Genomic DNA, 21,138 nt, shown 5'->3' on the forward strand with positions numbered 1-21,138 from the left:
GTTCACGTCTCGCGCTTGATTTCGCTTTCGTGCCAGTGGCCGAGCACGAGGTTCGACAGCCAGGACGTGACGAGGAAGATCCCGACCCCCAGCACCGAGACGAGGAACAGCGCGGCGAACATGCGCGGGATCTCGTTGCGGAAGCTCGATTCGAGGATGCGTGAGGCAAGGCCGGTGTTCTGCCCCGCCGTGCCTGCGACGAATTCGGCGACGACCGCGCCGATCAGCGACAGGCCGCCGGCGATCTTCAGCGCGGCCATGAAGTAGGGGAGTGCCGAGGGGATCAGCAGGTGGCGCAGGCGCTGCCAGGGCGTCGCCTGATAGAGCCGGAACATGTCGCGCAGGTTATGGTCGGCGCTGCGCAGGCCGATCGCAGTGTTCGACAGGATCGGGAAGAACGCGACGATCCAGGCGCAGATGAGCAGCGCGAAGAAGGTGTTGCTGACATAGATGAGGATCAGCGGTGCGATGGCGATGATCGGCGTTACCTGCAGGATGACGGCGAAGGGAAAGAGGCACATTTCCACCGTGCGCGACAAGGCAAAGAGCATGCCGAGCAGCACGCCGCCGATGATGGCGAGGCTGAGTGACAGCAGCGTCAGCTTCACCGTGAACGCCGCGCTCTGCATCAGAGACGACCAGTCCTCGACCAGCGTCTTTGCGATCAGGCTCGGCGCGGGGATCAGGTAATGCGGAACCTCGTTGTACCAGACGAGGAATTCCCACAGTCCAAGCACCACCAGAATCGAGATGATGGGCATGATGACGCGCAGGCGCCGTTCGCGGCGTTCGAGCAGGATGCGCGGATCGACGATTTCGCTTTCGGCAACGGCCGGATCAATGGTTGAGATCGACATGGTCCATGGTCCCTTCGAGCGCGTTGCTGACCAGACGGCAGTTCTCGGTGTACTCGGATGTCATGCGGTAGGCGCTCGTGCGCGTCTCGGCGCCGGGCAGCGCGATGTCGTGCACCACACGGCCGGGGCGCGCGGCCATGACCACGACGCGGCTGGAGAGATAGACGGATTCGAAGACCGAATGAGTGACGAAGATCACTGTCAGCCCGTGCGAGCGCCAGAGGCCCAGCACCTCGTCGTTGAGCTTGGATCGGGTCATCTCGTCCAGCGCTGCGAAGGGTTCGTCCATCAAGAGCAGCTTCGGTTTCGTCACCATGGCGCGGGCAATGGAAACGCGCATCTTCATGCCGCCCGAAAGTTCGCGCGGATAGGAGCGGGCGAAATTGGCAAGGCCCACCATGGAAAGGGCCTCTTCCACGCGGGCTTTCGCCTCGCCCTTGCCGAGCCCCTGTAGTTTCAGGGGGAGGAAGACGTTGTCGAAGACCGTTGCCCAGGGCATCAGCGTCGCTTCCTGGAAGACATAGCCGATATCGCTGCCGTGGGGACTTTCGCCGGCCGGATGACCGTTGACCGTGATCGAACCCGAGGAGAGGGACAGGAGACCGGAGATCATCTTCAGCGCGGTGCTTTTGCCGCAGCCCGAAGGGCCGAGAAAGGACACGAACTCACCGCTGCGGATCGTCAGCGACATGCCGCGCAGCGCCACGGTACCGTTTGCGAAGCGCTTGTAGACGTCCTTCATGTCGATGAGGGCGGGCGCGCCGGTCAGGCCGGCGGCCTTGGGGAGAGGGCTTGCCGCGTTCATGCTACCACTCCGGCTTTCTGTCCAGCCAGTCGGCTGGCAGGCTGTCGATCTCTGCCATGGCCTCGACGAGGCGCGCCACGGCGTGGTCGAGGGTCGCATCACCCTTTTCGGCGGTGGCGAGATGCGCCTCGCCGCAGGCCCCGGCCGTGCTGAAATCCTGTGTCTTCCAGCCCGGTTTTGCGCCACGGCCGAGGCCGAGATGGCGGAAGTTTTCGAAAAGGTCCTGGCCGCGCGAGCGGAAGTCGCGGGCCGCGGCCATGGTCACATTGCCGGGGTCGAGTGCCAGCATGACGGAGGTCTCCATGTCGCCGGCATGGATGCCGTGGGTGCGCTCGACATCGGAATAGACGCCCTCGGGCATGCCAAAGCCGAACCAGTTGACCGAGAAGGCCAGCATGTCATGGGCAACGCGCAGCTGGCGGGTCACGACGTCCATGACCGGAATGTTGCCGCCATGGCCGTTGAGGAGGACGAACTTGCGGACCCCCGAGCGCGCCACGCTGGCGCCGATTTCGGTCAGCACGCGGACCAGCGTTTCGGCCGAAAGGGTGAGCGTGCCGGGATAGTCGATATGCTCGTCGCTCTTGCAGACGGCCTGCGTGGGCAGGAACAGCACTGGACTATCCTCCGGCAGGGCTTTTGCGAGGCGGCGCACCACCCCGTCGACGGTACAGCTGTCGACGGACATCGGCAGGTGCGGTCCGTGCTGCTCGATGGCTCCGATGGGCAGGATGGCGATGAGGCGTCCCCGATCGAGCGCTGCGAAATCACGGCTGGAATAGTCGGCCCAGAAGCGCTTCATCGGGAAGCCTCCATGCCGTTACGGATACCCGTTGATGACAGAAGTTCCATCTTGCTCCTCCTCTTCCTCCGAGGTTAGATAAACAAAATCATAGCAAATGGTCAAACTATTTGGTATGTTCCTTCCAGATGTTACGGTAAGCTTTTGATTATCATCATGTTTATTCGTGACTTTCTGCCGCCGGGAGGGTGGTTGGAATGCAGTCTGGGAGGGATTTATGAAACGACCGCGCCTGCTGATCACCCGTCCCTTGCCGGCCGCCGTGCACGAGCGGGCCGGCGCCCTCTTCGACCTGACGATCCGCAAGGACGCCGGCGCCACGACGGCGGCAGAGCTTTCCGCCGCGCTCCGCGATCACGACGCGATCCTGCCTTCTCTCGGCGATGTCTTCTCGCCGGCGGTGTTTGCCGATGGGGCATTGCCGCGCTGCCGCATCCTTGCCAATTTTGGCGCCGGGGTCAGCCATATCGACCTTGCGGCAGCGGCGCGCGCAGGCATTGCCGTCACCAACACGCCGGGGGCCGTCACCGGCCCGACAGCCGACCTTGCGATGCTGCTCCTCTTGATGACCGCGCGCCGTGCGGGCGAGGGGGAGCGGCTGGTGCGGTCCGGGGCATGGAAGGGCTGGCATCCCGTACAGCTTCTCGGCCGGGATGTTTCCGGCAGCACGATCGGCATTGTCGGCATGGGGCGTATCGGGCAGGAGGTCGCCCGCCGCGCCGCTGCCGGTTTCGGCATGCGGGTGCTGTTCCACAACCGCTCGCCGAAGACCGTGTCCGGCATGGACGCGACACAGGTGCCCCTGGACGATCTGCTGCAACGCGCCGATTTTGTCGTTCTGACCGTGCCGGGTGGCAGCGAGACGCGCCACCTGATCGACGAGCGTGCCTTCGCTTTGATGCGGCCTGAGGCGCATCTCGTCAACGTCTCGCGCGGCGAGGTGGTGGACGAGGTGGCCCTGATCCGCGCGCTCGAATGCCGGCAGATCGCCGGGGCGGCGCTCGATGTCTATGAATTCGAGCCCGCCGTGCCGGCCGCCCTCCGCGAGCGTGACGACGTCGTTCTGCTGCCCCATCTCGGTTCGGCGACGCAGGCGGCACGCGCGGCGATGGGCATGACGGCGCTCGACAATCTGGAGGCCTTTTTCCGCGGCGATGCGCCGGAAAACCGGGTCGCGTGAGCAGGAGCGAGGGGAGGACGACATGAACCACATAGCGATCCTGGGAGCAGGACAGGCCGGGTCGTCGCTGGCGGCCAAACTGCGGGTCCTTGGTTTTGGCGGGCGCATCACGCTCATCGGTGAAGAAGACACGCTGCCCTACCAGCGCCCGCCACTCTCCAAGAAATACCTGATGAAGGAAATGACGCTGGAGCAGCTGCACCTGCGGCCCGAGCGGTTCTACGCGGACAACGACATTGCCCTGCGGCTCGGTGAAAGGATCGTCGCGATCGACCGCGCCGCGCGGCAGATCCGTCTCGATGACGACCGCGTATCTTATGACCAGCTGGCGCTGACGACCGGCGCGACGCCGCGTTCGCTACCGGCCGCGCTCGGTGGCGACCTGTCCGGCGTCTATGTGGTGCGCAATCTGGCCGATGTCGATCGTATGGCCCCGGAGTTCCGCGAGGGGCGACGGGTGCTGGTCGTCGGGGGCGGCTATATCGGGCTGGAGGCCGCGGCGGTGGCGGCCAGGCTCGGCCTCAAGGTGACACTCATTGAGGCGGCGCCCCGTATTCTCCAGCGCGTCGCCGCGCCGGAAACCTCCGATTATTTCCGGAGCCTTCATGCCGGCAACGGTGTCGAAATCCTCGAGGGCACCGGCCTGGCTGGGCTGGAACGCGGGGAGGCGATCTCGGTGGTGTTGGCGGATGGCTCACGCCGGGAGGTGGACTTCGTCATCGCCGGCATCGGCGTGACGGCCAATGACGGGCTCGCGGCGGCGGCGGGTCTCGCCTGCGATGGCGGTGTTATCGTCGATGCGCATGGCAGGACAGGAGATCCCGCCATCTGGGCGGCCGGTGATTGCGCGCGCCTGCCCTATCGCGGTGACATGATCCGGCTGGAGAGTGTGCAGAACGCCATCGACCAGGCTGAAGCCGTCGCGGCCAATATGCTGGGTGCGGCGATGGATTATGTGCCGAAGCCCTGGTTCTGGTCCGACCAGTATGACGTGAAGCTGCAGATCGCCGGCCTGAACACGACATTTGACCGGGTTGTGGTGCGATCGGGAGCGAACGAGAAGGCACGTTCGCACTGGTATTTTCGCGAGGGCGTGCTGCTTGCCGTCGATGCGATGAACGAGCCGCGCAGCTATATGGTGGGCAAGCGCTTGATCGAGGCCGGGCGTTCACCCTTGCCGGAGCAGGTGGCCGATACGGGTTTCGATTTGAAAACCCTGATATGACGGGTTCAAGCCGTGTTCCACCGTGCGGTCTGTCTGGCGCGGTGGTGCAGGCCGTACGGCGTTCTGATGCATTCATGCGCGCGCCGTCTGGGCCGGTTGCTTGACGGTGCGCAAAAGAACATATAGTGAACATTCATGAAGAAATCGATGAAGCAGCGCTTAGCGATCCTCTCGGATGCCGCCAAATACGATGCCTCGTGCGCTTCGAGTGGAACGGTGAAGCGGGACTCCATGGAAAGCGGCGGGCTCGGCTCGACGGAGGGAGCCGGAATTTGCCATGCCTATGCTCCCGACGGCCGATGCATTTCGCTTCTCAAGATTCTTCTCACCAACTTCTGCATCTTCGATTGCGCCTATTGCATCAACCGCTCGTCCAGCAATGTGGAACGAGCCCGGTTCACGCCAGAAGAGGTGGTCTGGCTGACGCTGGAGTTCTACCGCCGCAACTATATCGAAGGGCTGTTCCTGTCGTCGGGCATCATCCGCTCGCCCGATCACACAATGGGAGAGATGGTGCGCGTGGCGCGGGAGCTGCGAACGGTGCATGGATTTGGCGGCTACATCCATTTGAAATCCATCCCCGATGCCGCGCCGGAACTGATCGAGCAGGCGGGGCTTTACGCCGATCGCCTGTCGCTCAACATCGAGCTTCCGACGGATGCCGGCATCGGCCGCTTCGCACCGCAGAAGCGCCCGGAGGGAATTCGCCGTGCGATGGGCGACCTGCGCCGCAAGATCGAAGCGGCGGATGAGCCGACCTTACAGTCGAAACGACGCAAGCGCTTCGTGCCGGGTGGGCAGAGCACGCAGATGATCGTCGGGGCCGACGGTGCGGATGATGCAACCATCCTGAAAACCAGCGCCCGGCTCTATGGCAGCTACGGACTGAAGCGTGTCTACTATTCCGCCTTCAGCCCCATCCCTGACGCCTCCCGTGCGCTTCCGCTGATCAAGCCGCCGCTGGTTCGTGAACACCGGCTCTACCAGGCCGACTGGCTCTATCGCTTCTACGGTTTCGGCGTCGACGAAATCACGGCATCAACCGGCGGCATGCTCGATCTCGACATGGACCCGAAGCTCGCCTGGGCTCTCGCCAATCGCGATGCGTTTCCAGTGGATGTCAACCGGGCCGAGCGGGAACGGCTGCTGCGCGTGCCTGGCTTCGGCACGAAGACCGTGGAGGCCATTCTTTCCAGCCGCCGCCTCCGCCGTCTGCGGCTGGAGGACCTGGCAAGGCTCGGCGTTTCGCTGCGCAAGGTACGTGCCTTCATCGAAACGGACGGTTGGACGCCCCGCCGCCTTGCCGACCGGGCCGACCTGAAGGCGTTCTTCGCACCCAGGCCGGTACAGCTTTCGCTGCTCTGATGCACAGGGTCTTCCTTCTCGGCCGCGGTGACTTTGCCGAATGGCGGGATGCGGCCCGCGCACTCGCTGCCGCCGGTGTTGCACCGCGGGAGGTGGAATGGCGGACGTCGGGGGAGAACGAGCTCTTTGCGGCGGGGCAGAACCTGCCGAAAGCCTTGCCTCGGGCGCGGGCGCGGGCGCTCACCGTTCCCGCCGGTTTTCTGGAGTTGGCCGAGGCGGTCGTCTGCCATACCGAACCCGGCCGTTTCCATCTCCTCTACAGGCTGCTCTGGCGCCTGCAATCCGACAGGAACCTTCTCGCGCTGCCGGCGGACGAGGATGTTGCCCGGGCACGGCTGCTTGCCAGAAATGTTCATCGCGATAGCCACAAGATGACGGCCTTCGTACGCTTCAAGGAGGTTTTCGGAGAAGCGGTGGGCCGCCGCCGGTTCGTCGCCTGGTTCGAGCCGTCGCATTTCGTGGTTGCCCGCACGGCGCCTTTCTTCCGTCGACGCTTTGCCGATATGGACTGGATGATCGCCACCCCGCGCGGGTCGGCGCGCTGGGATGGCGAGACCCTGGCCTTCGATCCGCGCCCTTGTGAAAATCCCGGCCATGACGACCCGACGGATGACCTCTGGTGCACCTACTATGCGAGCATCTTCAATCCGGCCCGGCTCAAGGTGAAGGCCATGCAGACGGAGATGCCGAAGAAGTACTGGCGCAACCTGCCGGAGGCGGCGCTGATTCCAGGCCTCATCGCCCATGCCGAGGCGAATGTGCGCGCCATGGCCGAACGCGCCGCCAGCGATCCGCCGCTCTTTCACCATCGTCTCCAGGATGCCGCCCCGACATTGCCGCAGGTCAGGCTGGAAAGCCCGGGCACGCTTGATGCGCTGCGCGAAGAGGCAGGACGGTGCACGCGGTGCCCGCTGCATTGCGCCGCCACGCAAACCGTATTTGGCGAGGGGCCACAGGGTGCACGGATCATGATGGTCGGGGAGCAACCGGGTGATCAGGAGGATCTTGCTGGCCGTCCTTTTGTCGGCCCGGCAGGCAGGGTCTTGGACGCCGCGCTGCACGAGGCGGGCATCGCCCGCGACAGTCTCTATCTGACGAATGCGGTAAAGCACTTCAAATATGTCCCTCGTGGCAAGCGCCGTCTTCACCAGCGACCGGACAGGGGCGAGATCGAGCACTGCCGGTGGTGGCTTGCCAAGGAGATCGATGCTGTCCAGCCGAGCCTTGTCGTCACGCTCGGCGCGACCGCCCTCCATGCGCTGAGCGGAGAGCGCCGCCCGCTCAGTGAAGTTCGCGGCAAGCCGATCGCCATGGAAGGCGCGCGGTTGCTCTACCCCACAATCCACCCATCCCATCTGCTGCGCCTTCCGGACGGCGCGGAACGGTTGAGGCAGCATGCCCTCTTCGTTGAGGATCTGCGTGCCATCCGGGCTATGATCGAGCGGGCGCATTCCCTTTGCTGAAGGAACCGGTGGTGCGGCGTTTGGCTTCAGGGGGCGTTGCGCCGCCTTCTCGATAAAAGTCGTTCCCTGCCCGGCAATTTATGGGTTGCCTCATGCCAGCCGGGATCTCAACCGGTTGCGACCCGGAGAAGCCGTCTTTGGATGGGGAAAGGTGCCGTTCCGTCAGGCGTTGTCGCGCTCCCAGTACCAGGCGGCATAGGTGCGCGTGCGATCGTGCCCGCGGCCCTTGAGGAATGCGCGGACAAGCCGGACATCCTCCCGCTCGCAGGCGACCCAGACGAAGGCTTCTTCATCCACGGCAGCAAGTGCCTCTATCACCGTCTGCGCGAGCATGTTCTTGTTGCCCGCCGGGTAGCTGGCGCGGTGCAGCCAGCGTATGTCGAGCGTTCCGGTGGTCGGCAGCGGCTGCTCTTCCGCCGCATCCGCCACCTCTATGATCGCCTGCATCCTCGTGCCTTCGGGCGCTTCGGCGGCGATGCGGGCGATGGCGGGCAAGGCGCTTTCGTCCCCGGCAAGGAAGATGGTTTCGGCCTGCGGAAGGTCGCCGCCGCCGGGGCCGAGCAGGGCGAGCCTGTCCCCCGGCTGCGCATCCCGGGCGAAATCCGCGCCGGGTGTCGCAACGCCAGGCAGGGGATGCTGCAGGAAGTCGACCGAGAGTTCGCCGCGCTCGGCGTTGACGGCGCGGATCGTGTAGACGCGCACGAGCAGCGCATCCTCGCCCTCCGGCCAGGCAATGCGGCCGTCATCGCGCAGCCCCGGCCAGACCGGCGTCCGGCCTTTCGGCGGCACCAGCAGGCGCACATGCATGCCCTCGCCGATGAAAGGCTTCACGTCTGTGCAAGCAAAGATGACGCGCCGCATGTGCGGCGTCACGTCCTCGGCCGAGACGACGGTCACTTCATGAAGATTGGCGAGCCGCGAACGCGTCGCCGGTTCGGACCAGGTGAGTTCCAGCGGGTCCTGGCCGGCGAAATAGAAGAGGTGCTCGGCGATGACCGTGCGGCTCATCTGAAGCGTCTCGTCGCTCGGGCAGGCGAGATCGATGAGGAGCCGTCCGCCGTCGAGACGCATATCGGCTGTGCCGATCTCGCTCGTCAGCGTTGCGGCATTTTCCGTGCGCCGCACCTCGGCGTGCTCGACGAAGTGCTCGCAGACCTCATCGAGCATTTTCAGCGCATCCTTCGGCAGCGCGACACCGGTGAGCTTGAATTGCGGGAGGGCGTTCATGCGGGCTCCTTGATTACGGGGGAAATCATGCGATGGCGGCCGATCGGCAACATGGTCGGCCGACCGGAGGTCGGGTCGGTGATGATGCGACTTTCGAGTCCGAAGACCTGTCGCACATGGTCTTCCGTCAGGACGGTCTCCGGCGGGCCGGCTACATGCAGTCGGCCGTTCGCCATCGCGACAAGGTGGTCGGCGTAGCGCGCGGCAAGGTTCAGATCGTGCAGCACCATCACGATGGTGGTGCCGCGCGTCTGGTTGAGGTCGGTCAGGAGGTCCAGCACCTCGATCTGGTGGCTGATGTCGAGGAAGGTGGTGGGCTCGTCGAGCAGCAGGAGGTCCGTCTGCTGGGCGAGCGCCATGGCGATCCAGACACGCTGGCGCTGACCGCCCGAGAGTTCGTCGATCGGCCGTTCGGCGAGATCGTCGGTCTTCGTCGCCGCAAGGGCGGCGGCGACCGCTACGTCGTCTTCGCGCGTCCAGCGGGAAAAGACCCCCTGATGCGGATGGCGGCCGCGGCTGACAAGGTCGGCGACGGTGATGCCCTCGGGCGCGATGGGCGATTGGGGCAGGAGGCCGAGCGTGCGGGCAAGATCTCTTGAGGGAATGCGATGGATCGACTTGCCGTCCAGCAACACCTGCCCTCTTTGGGCCGGCAGCAGGCGCGAGAGGGTGCGCAGCAGCGTGGACTTGCCGCAGGCGTTCGCCCCGACAATGACGGTGATCCTCCCGGGCGGCACGGCAAGGTCCAGCCCGTCGAGGATGCGTGTTTCGCCGTACCCGGCGGAAAGGCCGGTGGCGAGGAGGGTGTGCGGTTTCATAGGGAGCCTCCGGACCGGTTGACGCGCACGATCAGGAAAATCAGGTAGGGCGCACCGAGCGCCCCGGTGACGACGCCGACGGGATAGCGGCTCGGCAGCAGGAACTGGCCGCAATAATCGCCGACCAATACCAGCGCCGCGCCTGTCAGTGCCGCTGGGACGAGCAGCGAGCCGTTGTTGCCGACGATGCGGGCGGCAATCGGCCCCGCGAGGAAGGCGACGAAGGCGATCGGTCCCGAAATGGCCGTGGCGCTGGCGATCATGCCGACAGCAGCGATGATGACGAGCACGCGGGTTTGGCCGACCCGGACGCCGAGCGCGGCCGCGGTGTCGTCGCCAAGCCGCAGGGCTTCGAGGTCGCGGGCGCGGTAAAGCAGCAGGCCGCCGAAGACAGCGAGCGCGATGACGAGCAGCAGGCTCTGGCCGAGCTGTGCACCGTTGACGCTGCCCGTGAGCCAGCGCAGGGCCTCTTGCAGGGTCCAGGCGGGGGCGGTGGAGAGGATGTAAGCGATGACGCTCTCCAACATGGCCGAAACGCCAATGCCGACGAGGATGAGCCGCGTGCCCGCGATGCCGTTGCGGAAGGAAAGCGCGTAGACGATGAGCGCCACGCCAAGCCCAGCGGCAACGGCGAGAATCGACACGATCGGCCCCGAAAGCCCGAGCACGACGATGGCGAAGACCGCGGCGGCGCTCGCCCCCCAGCTGATGCCGATAATGTCGGGGCTCGCCAGCGGATTGCGCAGCATGATCTGGAAGGCGACGCCGCCGAGACCGAAACTGAGGCCGGCGAGGATCGCGAGCATGGCGCGCGGCAGCCGGAGCTGGCCGACCGTGAAGGCGACATCAGGCACATCCTCGCCCATCAATGCGCGGAAAATGTCCTGCGGCGGGGTGAAGGACTGGCCGAGCAGCAGGGTCAGCAGGAAGGCCACGGCGACGAGCGTGAAGAGGAGGCCGATGACACAGTGGTGCCGGCGGGCGCGGCGATGGCGGTTTCTCGCAATGGAATCGATGAAGGGAGCGAGCATGGTCAAAGGTCCCGCACCCGCTGGCGGCGGACGATCCAGATGAAGAAGGGCGCGCCGATCAGCGCCGTCACGATGCCGACGTCCAGTTCGGCCGGCCTTGCCACGATGCGCCCGACGATATCGGCGGCGATCAGCAGGCAGGCGCCGCCGAGGGCGGAAAAGGGCAGCAGCCAGCGATGATCGCTGCCGGTCAGGAGGCGAACGAGATGCGGTACGATGAGGCCGAGAAAGCCGATCGGGCCGCAGACGGCCGTCGTCGCGCCTGCGAGCAGGATTGCGCCGAAGGCGGCGACGGCGCGGGTGGTCGCGACATGTTCGCCGAGGCCGGCGGCAAGCTCGTCGCCAAGCGCGAGCGCGTTGAGCTTGCGGGCCGAGAGGAGGCTGATGGCGAAGCCGGCGGTGAGGAAGGGCAGGACAGGAAGGATGCGTTCGAAGGTCGCCCCGCCGACGCCGCCGATCTGCCAGGCGCGCACGCCACCGGCAATGTCGGCGCGCGGCAGGACGACGGCGATGACCAGCGAGGAGAAGGCGACGGACGTGGCGGCCCCTGCGAGCGCCAGCTTCAGCGGCGTCGCCCCGCCCCGCCCAAGCGCGCCGATGACATAGACGAAGATCGCCGCCGCCCCCGCGCCGAGGATGGCGGTGACGATATAGGCATAGGCGGTTTCGATACCGAACCAGGCGACGCTGACGACGACGGCGAGCGATGCCCCCATGTTGACACCGAGAATGCCGGGATCGGCGAGGGGATTGCGCGTCACGCCCTGCATGATCGCGCCGGCAAGGCCGAGCGCGGCGCCGGCGAGCAGCGCCAGCAGCGTGCGGGGAATGCGCATCGCCACTGCCGCCTCACTGATCGTCTCGACCCTGCCGCCAAGCGCGGAAAGGATGTCGCCAAGGCCGACATTCCGCGTGCCGATCGCCACCGACAGCGCCACCAGCACGACGAGCGTAGCGGCGACCAGCAAAAGCCAGAGCCCGCGCAGGCGCTTGAGGCGTCCGGCCGGCGCCGGATTTCGTGCCGTGGCGGCGTGCGATGTCATTTCGATTTCCCGGCCGCTTCCGCAAGAAGCGCGACATAGTCCTTCAGCACCCAGGAGATCGACAGCGGCGTTGGATTGGCGGCCGTGCCGACCGGGTCGCGGCCGAGCATGACGAGCGCGTCCTTGCTGACGGCGGGCATGCGCGAGAGCAGGAGATCGGCCTTCACGGCGTCGAGCAGCGGCGTGCCGCCGTAGCTGACGACGATATCGACATCGTCGAAGGCGTCGACCTGTTCGGCGCTGACGCTGGCGGCGAATTGTCCGGGCTTCGTTGCGTCCAGCACGCTTTTGGGAGAGGCGAGGCCGAGGTCGCGGAAGAATTTGATGCGCGTGTCGTTGGCGGTATAGAAGTTCACCATGCTGAGGTCGGTCGCGTCGAGATGGGTGACGAAGATCGCCGATTTGCCCTTGAGGACCGGATAGCCGGCGACCGTGCCGGCGATTTCCTTCTCGATGCGTGCGATCAGCGCTTCGCCGTCCTTTGCCATGCCGAGCCCGGCGCTGTTGAGCCGGATCGTCTCGCGCCAGTCGGTTGACCAGGCGGATTGCGGGTAGGCGATGACGGGGGCGATCTGGCTCAGCGTCTCGTAGTCCGCCTGGCTGAGGCCGGAATAGGCGGCGAGGATGACATCCGGCCTCGTCGCCGCGACCGCCTCGAAATCGATACCGTCGCCCTCGTCGAACAGGACGGGCTTTTCGCCGCCGAGTTCCGTCAGCCTTTCCGCCACCCAGGGCAGGAGACCATCGCCATCGTCGTCGCCGAAATTGGCGGCGGCAAAGCCCACGGGCACGATGCCGAGCGCCAGCGGCACTTCATGGTTCGCCCAGGCGACGGTCGCCACGCGCGCCGGCTTCTTCGTGATCGTCGTCGTTCCGAAGGCGTGCTCGATGACGATGGGATAGGCGGTTTCGTCCGCGGCCCATGCCGTCGTCGCAATCCAGAGGCAGGCGGCGACAACTATCAGCGGGAAGCGCAAAAGCCGCGACATGGGCGAAACCCTCCAGGGCGGTTAAAAGTGGAGTTTCCGTTTCAGGTTCATTGGGCGGCGTCAAGGCGAAGGCACGGCTTGTTGGGAGGCAGCGGCGAAGTTTCCGGGGTTTCCTACAAAACCATGGAAATCTACAATACTGGATAGTAGGTCTCAAGTTATTCCCGCTTCAAGGGACAGCCGCATCGGCCTGAGGGGGGATGCGCAGGTTTACGCCTGTTCCGGCTGGCATTCGGCAGGACCTGCCGTCCGCCGGCGAGCGCAACTTCAATTTCTGGAACATGACGATGGACATCAAGACGACCGGCGCCGATACGAGACAGCCTCTTATCCGTTTGAGGACTGCGGTTCTGCTCGGCTGCACCGCGCTCGTCGCCCTTGTGCCGTCCGTCTCGTTCGCCCAGCAGGCGGATGCCGGTTCCACAACGGTGCTTGAGACCATCACCGTCGAAGGCGATGGCTCTGCGACGGGTGGCGACAATGATGCAAGGTCGATTGTCGCGAAGAAGACGACCGCCGGTGGGCGCATGGCGACGGAAATCCTGAACACGCCGGCGACGGTTTCCGTCATCACGGCCAAGGAAATCCAGCAACGCGGCGCCGAGACCGTCGAGGAGATCCTGCAATATACGGCAGGCGTCACCACGGATTTCTATGGTTCGGATGACCGCTACGACTTCTTCAAGATCCGTGGTTTCGATGCCACGACCTACCGCGACGGGCTGATCCTCGGCCGTCCCTTCGGCGGTGTGCGGGAAGAAGCCTATGCCTTCGAGCGTGTCGAGGTGCTGAAGGGCGCGAACTCCACGACGTTCGGCGTCTCCGATCCCGGTGGTGCCGTCAACTATGTGACGAAGCGCCCGCGCAGCGAGAAATTCGGCGAGGCCTATGTCACGGGCGGCTCGTTCGACCGAAAGGAGGTCGGCTTCGACTTCGGCGACAATCTGATGGCCGACGACACGCTCTCCTACCGCTTCACCGGCAAGCTGCGTGATGCCGACGCGGAATACGATCATTCGCGCGATGATGAAAAATTCTTCATGGGTGGGCTGACCTGGCGGCCGACGGACACCACCAGCCTTACCATCGTCTACGATCACCTCAACAAGGACGGCGTGCCCGGCAGCGGGGGCCATCCGGTGGGCACCGATTTCGACCGCAGCCGCTTCTTCGGCGAGCCGGACTACAATTTCCGCGGTACGAACCGCGATACGGTCAGCGTCCTGTTCGACCACGATTTCAGCTCGGGCCTGACCTTCGGCGCGAATGCGCGCTACAGCAAATCCGACACCGATTTCGGCTACGCCTATATTTCTGCAACGCCGACGGACGGCTCCACGACCGCCTCGCGCGCCTTCTTCGGCAACGAGGCCTCGAACCGGCAGTTCATCATCGACGCGCATCTGCAATACGAGGCGAATTTCGATGCCGTCGACAGCCGCACTCTGGTCGGCGCCGAATACAACGACATGAAGGGCAACAACGATACCTGGTGGGGACCGGCGCCCGGCATAGACTGGACGAACCCGATCTATACGGGCCGGCCCACCAACCTGCCGCTGATCGCCAGCACGCGCAGCGACCAGACGGGCAAGGCGCTCTATATTCAGCAGGAACTGGCCTTCTGGGATAAGTTTATCGTCACGGCCGGCCTTCGCAACGACTGGCTCGACCTCAGCGAGGTGAACAAGCTGACGGGCGCCAAGAGCGAGGGGGACTTCAGCGAACTGACGAAACGCATCGGCCTCACCTATCGCGTCACCGATGAGATTGCGCCCTTCGTCAGCTACGCCGAATCCGTTGCCGCCCCCTCCATCGGCGTCGAGCCGGAGCGTGGCGAACAGATCGAACTTGGTGTGAAATACCAACCGGACGCCTTCCCGGCGCTGATCACGGCCTCGATCTACGATCTGACGAAGAACAACATCACGCGCACCAATCCTGCCACGAACCTCCAGGAGACGATCGGCGAGGTGCGCGTGCGCGGTTTCGACCTGGAGGCCAAGGCGGAATTGACGCCGAACTGGAGCCTGACGGCCGGTTATTCCTATCTCGATGCCGAGATCGTTGAGAACGGCGCGGCCGGCAATGAGGGCAACCAACCCTACCATGTGCCCAAGCACACGGCATCGCTCTGGGTCAACTACATGCTCGAGGGCGACGGCAAGCGCGGCGACATGACCTTCGGCCTCGGTGGCCGCTATACCGGCTCCTACTACTTCAACGACGAAAACACGGTGAAGACGGGCAGCAATTTCGTCGTCGATGCGGCCTTCAGCTACAAGGTGTTCGAGAACACGTCCTTCGAAGTCAATGTCTCCAATCTCTTTGACCGCAAGCATATCGATTACGGTGGCTTCGGCGCGGATTTCTACAATCCGGGCCGCTCGATCTCGGCGACGCTGCGCCAGACGTGGTGAGAGAGGCTAGCGGACCTGCTGCACCCGCCGCCAGGCGGCGGGTGTATCACCGGCGACCTGCCGGAATGCCTTGGTAAGGTGTGCCTGGTCGGAAAAGCCGAGCTGGGCGGCGATATCGGCGATCGTCAGCTCGCTTTCGACCAGCAGCTTCTGCGCAAGGTCGATGCGTTTGCCGAGCTGCCACTGCAGTGGTGTCTTGCCGGTCGTCTGCTTGAAGACGGTGGCGAACCAGCTTTCGGAAAGGCCGGCCGTCTTGGCCATCTCGGCGACGGTCAAGCGGCCGTCGCTTTGGGCATTGATGCGGGTGACGAGCCGGTTCATCTGCGCCTGGGTCAGCCGGCCGTTCTGCGGCTCGCTGGGGAAATCCTGGATATCCAGCAGGCCACTGACGATCGTGCCGACCAGACTTTCAGCGTAGAGCGCGTGTTTCGTCGGGCCCGACACTTCGTCGACGAGGAGGCTTGCCAGCGTCTCGATCGCGCCGACGTCCTGGATCTCCACAGGGCGGCGGAGCGTCGCAAGCGCGGCCGACGTGCCGACCGTTGGCGACAGGAACCGCAGCATGCGGTCCTTGTGGAGGTGCAGATCGAGATGGGAAAAGCGATGGGCGGAGGTGAAACTCGTCCAGAGCGGAACGCCGGCCGGCACATAGACCGCGCGGGTCATCGGGCGCGAATGCGCGAGCATGCCGCCGTCACGGTTGGTCATCTTGATGTGCGGCGACACGTCGTTGAAGAAGATCACGATGCGTGGATCGGGTGAAAGGTAATAGCCGCGCGCGCCGGAATGGCCCTCCGCATCCCAGAAGACGCCGACCAAGCCGTCGAGGCTACGCCATTTCACCGGGGCAAGCACCTTGATGCCTTCCGTGTGGCAGGTCATTGCATGCTGGTAGTTCACCGTTCAAAGCCACCCATGATCGAGCAGTCCTCGCATGTCTGCATGCGTTTAAGGCCAAGCGGTACGCGATGGCAACCGCTCCTGTGCGTGCAGCAATCGCACAAAAATATGATTAAAAATATCATGTTTTTTCCTCAGGGCAAGTCGCGGGCGAATCTCGGATCTTGAAGCAGAAGCTCCCGCTGCTTCGAGATCCGAGACCCTTCCTGCCAACAGGAACAGACCTAGCCGCGCGCGCGCAGGGCCTCCGTCATCGGCAGCCGCGTGGCGGCGATGGCGGGCAGTGCGCCACCGACGATGCCGATGGCGAGGCCAAGCAGGCCGGATATCGCAAGGATATCCGGCGTGATGGTGAGCTGGAAGGCCATCCGTGTATTGTTCGCGCCAAGCGTGCTCGCCTGCCATCCATGGAAGACAAGCCATGAGGCAAAAAGGCCGAGAAGGACACCGGCGCTTGCGAGCACCACGGCCTCGACCCAGGTGCCGAAAAAGGCCGAGAGACGGCTGAAGCCGAGCGCGCGGACGGTGGCGATCTCGACGGTGCGGTCGGAAACGGAGCTCATCATCGTGTTGAGGGCGCCTGCCGTGGCGCCGACCGCCATCAGCAACGCCAGCGGCCAGCCGAACAGGCGGATGAGGCTTGCGGTGCGCCCGGATTGCGCTGCGTAGAGATCGGCTTCGGAAAGCGTGACGAGCGGTGTCTGCGTGATCGTGACGAGGCTCCTCCGCAGACGCTCGAGCGCATCGGGCCCGGTAAGGCGAAGTTTCAGGCTCTGCACTTCGCCCTGCCGGTCGAAGGCGGCGCGCACCGCATCGAGGTCGGCCCAGATTTCGGACTCGAAGGCGCTGCCATGGGCGGAAAAGCGACCGGCAACCGTCCAGTCGACGGCGCCGAGGCGAACCGTGTCGCCTACATCGAGGCCGAATTCCTCGGCGAGGCGATCTCCGACGACGATTTCGCGCGTGCCGGGTTTGAAGACGTGTCCGGCCGACAGTGCGATGCCATCGCGGATCGACGGGCCGGCCGCATCCATGCCGCGCAGTGCCAGTGTGCGGGCTGGCTCCTCCGCTTCAAGCTCCATATCGACGGGGACGACGATCTCGCGGGAGGAAGCGAGTTTGCCCTCGGTATCACGGACGACCCCGATATCGCCGGTCATGGCGTCGAGCGTGCGGATGACGGCTGCGGGAATGTCCGAACCCGTCTCCTGGTTCGTACCGCCGCCAAGAAGGACTGCGACCGATGGTGAGCCTGCGCTGGCGAGCGCGGTTTCGAACCCCTTTGCCATGGAGAGGAAGCCGGCAAGCACGCAGACGACGAGCGCGACCGACAGAGCCATGGAGGCCGAAATCGCGCGGCGGCGCGACAGGCTGGAAAGATTCGTGCGGATCATCACAAGTGTTTGTCGGCTATGGGCGGAAGTGGATTTCAGCATGGCGGTTACCTCGTTCTGAAAGCAGCGATGATCGGTGTGCGCATTGCGTTGAAGGCTGGTAGCGCGCCGGTTGCGAGGCCGAGGGCAGCGATGATGGCCAGCGCCTTGGCGAGGACGGGAAGGGAGAAGACGAGGCCGAGTGCCGGGCCGGCGAGCATGGTTCCAAGCTTTGCCAGGGCGAGCCCGATACCGCCGCCGACGGCGAAGATGAAGAGTGTTTCACCGAGGATGAGCACAACGATCGCGCGACGGGAGAAACCCAGTGTCTTCAACACGCCAATTTCGAAGGTACGTTCGCGCACGGCAAAGACCATGGTGTTCACGACGATCATCAGCAGCGTGATGAACGCCGCGCCGACGACGAGATTCACAATCAGGCCGACATCGGCATACTGGCGCAGGAAAGCTTCCAGGAACTGCTTTTCCGATTGCGTGCGTGTCGGCGTCGGCGAATTGGCGAAGAGCGCGTCGATCCGGGCAGCGAGTTTTCCGGGGGCGGTGCCGGCACGGGGCCGGACGACGAAAGCATCCACAGTCTCCTTGCCGCGCGCACGGGCAGCATTCACATAATCGTAGCGAGCGATCAGGAAATAGGTGTCGGTGGCAGCGCTTTCACCCTCGAAGAGGCCGGCTATCTCGAAGCGCCAGTCCCGGCTGCCATCTTCTCGCGGTGTATCGAAGGCAGTGACGGTAATCCGCTGACCGACGGCCCAGCCTTGTGCCTCGGCAAGGGCCCGGCCGACCAGAACCCGGTCGCGCGCCCCGTCGATCGCCTTCATCAGCGCGGGCGTCAACCCGAGTTCCTTTCCATTGACAGCCATCAGCCTGTCGGGGTCGGCGGCGCTGACGGCGACGACGTTCTTCTCGACATCGACGAAACCGCGCAGGCGCGCGACATATCCCACGACCGCGACATCGGGGTCTGCAGTGATGCGCGACATTGCCGCCATGGGCAGGGGGACCGTGCGGCCGCTCACGCTGGTGACGCCGAGAAGGTCGTCGCTTGCGCCGACTGCCCCCTGGGCTCCGGCAAGGAAACTTGCCGTCAGGCCGTAAATGAGAAAGGCGACCGCAATCGAGAGCATGAGCAGCAAGGTACGCAGCGGCTTGCGCCAGGCATTCCTGCGGGCGAGATCGAAAAAGCCCATCAGGCGGCCCTCTTCTCTTCAATGAAATCGCCTTTGTCGAGATGCAACGTGCGGCGCGCGTAGAGGGCCGCTTGCGGATCGTGGGTCACCATGACGATGGTCTTTCCAAGCTCGCGATTGAGGAAGCGCAGCATGTCCAGAACCTCGTCGGCGGACTTGCGGTCGAGGTCACCGGTCGGTTCGTCGCAAAGCAGCAGGCCCGGATCGGTGACGAGAGCGCGGGCGATGCCGATGCGCTGTTGCTGGCCGCCGGACATCAGCGCCGGATATTGCCTTTCCCGTCCGGCAAGGCCGACGAGACCCAGAGCCCTTTCGACGCGCAGGCGCCGCTCCTGGCGCGACAGCGGCTTCAGCAGCAAGGGCAATTCGACATTCTCGGCAGCGGTGAGCATGGGCAGCAGATTGTAGAACTGGAAGACGATGCCCATGTTGTGTGCCCGCCAGGAGGAGCGGGCGGCTTCCCCCATCTGGTCGAGGTGGCTGGTGCCGATGCGCAGGGTCCCGGCATCCGGTCGATCGATGCCGGCCAGCATGTTGAGCAATGTCGACTTGCCGGATCCGGACGGGCCCATGACGGCAACGAAATCGCCGCGCGGAATGGCAAGATCGAGGCCGGAAAAAATGGCGATCCTCTCGCTACCGATGCGATATGCCTTCCTGATACCGGCAAGGGCGATGTAGGGGGTCGGGTCGTGGGTCATTGCGTCTTGTCTCCTGTTTCGTCGAGGGTGATGCGGATGCGGGCCGCCATGTTGGGCCGGATGCCTTCCGGCGGGCCGGCAAGCGTCAGGCGTAGCGTGAGGGTGCCTTTTTCGGCCGAGGCGACGGGCGCCAGCCGCAGCACCGTCACCGGGAAGGGATGGTCGGGGAAACCGTCGAGCACGGCCTCGCCGCGCAGGCCGGGCCTCAGCGCGGCGATGGTGGTTTCCGCCACGTCGGCGTCGATCACGAGGCTTGTCGTATCGGTAATCGTGAGCAGGCTCTGGTTTTCGCGAACGCTGTCGATCCGCGCCAGCACCGTATCGCCCATGCGGGCATCGAGGCGCGTGACGGTGCCCGTCAGTGGAGCACGAATGGTCAGTTCACCGACCCGTTCCGCGGCAATGCGAATGGCAAGGTCGGCGCTGTCGACGGATTGAACCGCCTGCGCGACGGCATTGGCCGCTCGTTCTGCAGCCGAACGCGCCTCTTCCAGTACCTGCGTCGAGGCAGCGTTGCGGGCTGCGAGGATTTCCGTGCGGGCAAGCCGTGCCCGGGCCTGTGCAAGGTCGATGTCGCGGGCGCCGAGGACCAGTTTGGCCTCGGCCTTTGCAGCATTTGCCTGGTCGAGTGCGAAACGGGCGCCGGCATCCTCCAGCGTAACCAGGACCTCGCCCGCTTCGACATGATCGCCCGGCACCACGGCGACCCGTGTGATCTTGCCTTCATACTTGGCGAAGACAGTGGTTGCGTTGGGTGCGACGACGAAACCGGAGCCGGTGATCTCGCGTCTGGCCGGCAGTGCGCCGCGGATGGCGGTTTGCTCCGCATCAAGCGCCCCGGCCTGCGGCACGGCGGCGAGGTCGCCCGCTTCGCGTTCCGGCTCTGATCGCGCGGTTTCGAACTGGCGCACCACCTCCATTCGATAGAGTATGAGACCGCCGGCTCCGGCAGCCAGCGCCAAGAGGCAGATCGGCAGGATGAGCCGCCTGAGCATCGGCTTCGGCGGCGTGTCTTCGCAGGAGAGATCAAGCGCAAGCGACTTGAGTATCTCGGCGCGTTTGCGCTGGTGGTCGGTGGTGATGTCGATATGAGTGTTCATGCCGGATATGGTGGCCGGCTGGAGGACAGACTCGACCTGAAACGTGTTCAGGGTCGTGCTCGATCGCGATCGAGGACATTCTGTCCTTGCTCGTTCCATCGAAAGCCGAAGCCACATTCGCGCGGTGAACCGGATGTTCTCGCACTGTCCCGGCTTGCGCCGCCGCGGAATCCACGGTGATAATCGCACCTGATTACATCAGCTCAGGATTGCTTCATGCCGCAGATGCTCGCCCATATCGCCTTGTTGGTCCGGGATTACGACGAGGCCATCGCCTTCTTCGTCGGAAAGTTGGGTTTCGACCTCATCGAGGATACCTATCAGCCGGATCAGGACAAACGGTGGGTCGTCGTCGGTCCGCGAGGGCAGCAGGGCTGCTCGGTCCTGCTCGCCCGGGCCTCTAGCGAACATCAGGCGGATTATATCGGCGATCAGGCCGGCGGGCGGGTCTTTTTGTTCTTGAGGACCGATGCGTTCTGGAAGGATTACCAGGCGCTCGTCGATCGCGGGGTCGAATTCGTGCGTGAACCCAAAGAGGCCGACTACGGAGTGGTTGCCGTCTTCAAGGATCTCTATGGAAACCTGTGGGACCTGGTCGAATTCACGGATGGCAGGCCATAGTGGAGTT

General features: G+C 64.7%; 19 protein-coding genes. 6 read left to right on the forward strand and 13 right to left on the reverse strand.

The annotated features are described in order from the left end of the window. Positions 1-2: 2 nt before the first annotated feature. Genes P9A16_RS23315 through P9A16_RS23325 form a run of 3 tightly spaced genes read right to left on the reverse strand, consistent with a single transcriptional unit; the run spans position 3 to position 2,464 of the window. Positions 3-857 (reverse strand): ABC transporter permease, encoded by an 855-nt coding sequence (locus P9A16_RS23315; protein ID WP_023512615.1) that lies wholly within the window; start codon positions 855-857, stop codon positions 3-5. After that, positions 838-1,662: an ABC transporter ATP-binding protein gene (locus P9A16_RS23320; RefSeq protein WP_023512614.1), complete on the reverse strand. Its 825-nt coding sequence runs from the start codon at positions 1,660-1,662 to the stop codon at positions 838-840. Before P9A16_RS23320 ends, P9A16_RS23315 begins: the two co-directional genes overlap by 20 nt. Position 1,663: 1 nt before the next feature. Beyond that, positions 1,664-2,464, reverse strand: a complete 801-nt coding sequence (locus tag P9A16_RS23325; RefSeq protein WP_023512613.1) for a creatininase family protein — start codon at positions 2,462-2,464, stop codon at positions 1,664-1,666. 217 nt (positions 2,465-2,681) lie between these two features. Between P9A16_RS23325 and P9A16_RS23330 the strand changes: the two genes are divergently transcribed. From P9A16_RS23330 to P9A16_RS23345, 4 genes are all read left to right on the forward strand, one after another. Then, the gene (locus P9A16_RS23330) at positions 2,682-3,644 is read left to right on the forward strand and encodes a 2-hydroxyacid dehydrogenase (RefSeq protein ID WP_023517026.1); all 963 of its coding nucleotides are present in this window, start codon (positions 2,682-2,684) and stop codon (positions 3,642-3,644) included. A gap of 22 nt (positions 3,645-3,666) precedes the next feature. Continuing rightward, positions 3,667-4,869, forward strand: coding sequence for an NAD(P)/FAD-dependent oxidoreductase (locus tag P9A16_RS23335; RefSeq protein ID WP_023517027.1), 1,203 nt, complete (start codon positions 3,667-3,669; stop codon positions 4,867-4,869). A gap of 135 nt (positions 4,870-5,004) precedes the next feature. Further along, positions 5,005-6,234 (forward strand): putative DNA modification/repair radical SAM protein, encoded by a 1,230-nt coding sequence (locus P9A16_RS23340; RefSeq protein WP_024269883.1) that lies wholly within the window; start codon positions 5,005-5,007, stop codon positions 6,232-6,234. Next, positions 6,234-7,697, forward strand: coding sequence for a UdgX family uracil-DNA binding protein (locus P9A16_RS23345; RefSeq protein ID WP_278025945.1), 1,464 nt, complete (start codon positions 6,234-6,236; stop codon positions 7,695-7,697). The genes P9A16_RS23340 and P9A16_RS23345 overlap by 1 nt, the downstream gene beginning before the upstream one ends. Before the next feature lie 162 nt (positions 7,698-7,859). Here P9A16_RS23345 and P9A16_RS23350 read toward each other — a convergent pair whose 3' ends face one another. Genes P9A16_RS23350 through P9A16_RS23370 form a run of 5 tightly spaced genes read right to left on the reverse strand, consistent with a single transcriptional unit; the run spans position 7,860 to position 12,805 of the window. Further along, on the reverse strand, positions 7,860-8,924 hold the full coding sequence (locus P9A16_RS23350; RefSeq protein WP_278025946.1) for a DUF2218 domain-containing protein: 1,065 nt from the start codon (positions 8,922-8,924) through the stop codon (positions 7,860-7,862). Further along, positions 8,921-9,742, reverse strand: a complete 822-nt coding sequence (locus P9A16_RS23355) for an ABC transporter ATP-binding protein (RefSeq protein WP_023515878.1) — start codon at positions 9,740-9,742, stop codon at positions 8,921-8,923. The genes P9A16_RS23350 and P9A16_RS23355 overlap by 4 nt, the downstream gene beginning before the upstream one ends. Then, positions 9,739-10,773 (reverse strand): FecCD family ABC transporter permease, encoded by a 1,035-nt coding sequence (locus P9A16_RS23360; protein WP_024269885.1) that lies wholly within the window; start codon positions 10,771-10,773, stop codon positions 9,739-9,741. Before P9A16_RS23360 ends, P9A16_RS23355 begins: the two co-directional genes overlap by 4 nt. A 2-nt stretch (positions 10,774-10,775) precedes the next feature. Beyond that, positions 10,776-11,816, reverse strand: coding sequence for a FecCD family ABC transporter permease (locus P9A16_RS23365; protein WP_024269886.1), 1,041 nt, complete (start codon positions 11,814-11,816; stop codon positions 10,776-10,778). Continuing rightward, complete coding sequence (locus P9A16_RS23370; RefSeq protein ID WP_023512469.1) at positions 11,813-12,805, reverse strand: iron-siderophore ABC transporter substrate-binding protein; 993 nt, start codon at positions 12,803-12,805, stop codon at positions 11,813-11,815. Before P9A16_RS23370 ends, P9A16_RS23365 begins: the two co-directional genes overlap by 4 nt. Positions 12,806-13,092: 287 nt before the next feature. On the opposite strand from P9A16_RS23370, the gene P9A16_RS23375 reads away from it, so the two are divergent. Then, positions 13,093-15,225, forward strand: a complete 2,133-nt coding sequence (locus P9A16_RS23375; RefSeq protein WP_037404799.1) for a TonB-dependent siderophore receptor — start codon at positions 13,093-13,095, stop codon at positions 15,223-15,225. Between the two features lie 6 nt (positions 15,226-15,231). On the opposite strand, the gene P9A16_RS23380 is transcribed toward P9A16_RS23375, so the two are convergent. The 5 genes from P9A16_RS23380 to P9A16_RS23400 all read right to left on the reverse strand — a co-directional run bounded on the left by P9A16_RS23380 (position 15,232) and on the right by P9A16_RS23400 (position 20,510). Beyond that, positions 15,232-16,125 (reverse strand): helix-turn-helix domain-containing protein, encoded by an 894-nt coding sequence (locus tag P9A16_RS23380; RefSeq protein WP_023512471.1) that lies wholly within the window; start codon positions 16,123-16,125, stop codon positions 15,232-15,234. A gap of 224 nt (positions 16,126-16,349) precedes the next feature. Then, a complete protein-coding gene (locus P9A16_RS23385; RefSeq protein WP_023512472.1) occupies positions 16,350-17,561 on the reverse strand; it encodes an ABC transporter permease in 1,212 nt (403 codons plus the stop codon). A 5-nt stretch (positions 17,562-17,566) separates the two neighbouring features. Next, entirely contained in the window at positions 17,567-18,709 is a 1,143-nt protein-coding gene (locus P9A16_RS23390; protein ID WP_023512473.1) for an ABC transporter permease, read from the reverse strand. Next, positions 18,709-19,410 carry an ABC transporter ATP-binding protein gene (locus tag P9A16_RS23395; protein WP_023512474.1) on the reverse strand — a complete coding sequence of 234 codons (702 nt, stop codon included), beginning with the start codon at positions 19,408-19,410 and terminating at the stop codon, positions 18,709-18,711. The genes P9A16_RS23390 and P9A16_RS23395 overlap by 1 nt, the downstream gene beginning before the upstream one ends. Beyond that, positions 19,407-20,510, reverse strand: coding sequence for an efflux RND transporter periplasmic adaptor subunit (locus P9A16_RS23400; protein WP_023512475.1), 1,104 nt, complete (start codon positions 20,508-20,510; stop codon positions 19,407-19,409). Before P9A16_RS23400 ends, P9A16_RS23395 begins: the two co-directional genes overlap by 4 nt. A 216-nt stretch (positions 20,511-20,726) precedes the next feature. Here P9A16_RS23400 and P9A16_RS23405 point away from each other — a divergent pair, with 216 nt between their 5' ends. Continuing rightward, entirely contained in the window at positions 20,727-21,131 is a 405-nt protein-coding gene (locus tag P9A16_RS23405) for a VOC family protein (RefSeq protein ID WP_023513255.1), read from the forward strand. Positions 21,132-21,138: the final 7 nt, after the last annotated feature.

The organism is Shinella sp. 838, assembly GCF_029623935.1.
Classification (GTDB): Bacteria; Pseudomonadota; Alphaproteobacteria; order Rhizobiales; family Rhizobiaceae; genus Shinella.

Coding starts and splice junctions, on each gene's coding strand:
- P9A16_RS23315 (WP_023512615.1), bottom strand. CDS start 857: ATGTCGATCTCAACCATTGATCCGGCCGTTGCCGAAAGCGAAATCGTC.
- P9A16_RS23320 (WP_023512614.1), bottom strand. CDS start 1,662: ATGAACGCGGCAAGCCCTCTCCCCAAGGCCGCCGGCCTGACCGGCGCG.
- P9A16_RS23325 (WP_023512613.1), bottom strand. CDS start 2,464: ATGAAGCGCTTCTGGGCCGACTATTCCAGCCGTGATTTCGCAGCGCTC.
- P9A16_RS23330 (WP_023517026.1), top strand. CDS start 2,682: ATGAAACGACCGCGCCTGCTGATCACCCGTCCCTTGCCGGCCGCCGTG.
- P9A16_RS23335 (WP_023517027.1), top strand. CDS start 3,667: ATGAACCACATAGCGATCCTGGGAGCAGGACAGGCCGGGTCGTCGCTG.
- P9A16_RS23340 (WP_024269883.1), top strand. CDS start 5,005: ATGAAGAAATCGATGAAGCAGCGCTTAGCGATCCTCTCGGATGCCGCC.
- P9A16_RS23345 (WP_278025945.1), top strand. CDS start 6,234: ATGCACAGGGTCTTCCTTCTCGGCCGCGGTGACTTTGCCGAATGGCGG.
- P9A16_RS23350 (WP_278025946.1), bottom strand. CDS start 8,924: ATGAACGCCCTCCCGCAATTCAAGCTCACCGGTGTCGCGCTGCCGAAG.
- P9A16_RS23355 (WP_023515878.1), bottom strand. CDS start 9,742: ATGAAACCGCACACCCTCCTCGCCACCGGCCTTTCCGCCGGGTACGGC.
- P9A16_RS23360 (WP_024269885.1), bottom strand. CDS start 10,773: ATGCTCGCTCCCTTCATCGATTCCATTGCGAGAAACCGCCATCGCCGC.
- P9A16_RS23365 (WP_024269886.1), bottom strand. CDS start 11,816: ATGACATCGCACGCCGCCACGGCACGAAATCCGGCGCCGGCCGGACGC.
- P9A16_RS23370 (WP_023512469.1), bottom strand. CDS start 12,805: ATGTCGCGGCTTTTGCGCTTCCCGCTGATAGTTGTCGCCGCCTGCCTC.
- P9A16_RS23375 (WP_037404799.1), top strand. CDS start 13,093: ATGGACATCAAGACGACCGGCGCCGATACGAGACAGCCTCTTATCCGT.
- P9A16_RS23385 (WP_023512472.1), bottom strand. CDS start 17,561: ATGCTGAAATCCACTTCCGCCCATAGCCGACAAACACTTGTGATGATC.
- P9A16_RS23390 (WP_023512473.1), bottom strand. CDS start 18,709: ATGGGCTTTTTCGATCTCGCCCGCAGGAATGCCTGGCGCAAGCCGCTG.
- P9A16_RS23395 (WP_023512474.1), bottom strand. CDS start 19,410: ATGACCCACGACCCGACCCCCTACATCGCCCTTGCCGGTATCAGGAAG.
- P9A16_RS23400 (WP_023512475.1), bottom strand. CDS start 20,510: ATGAACACTCATATCGACATCACCACCGACCACCAGCGCAAACGCGCC.
- P9A16_RS23405 (WP_023513255.1), top strand. CDS start 20,727: ATGCCGCAGATGCTCGCCCATATCGCCTTGTTGGTCCGGGATTACGAC.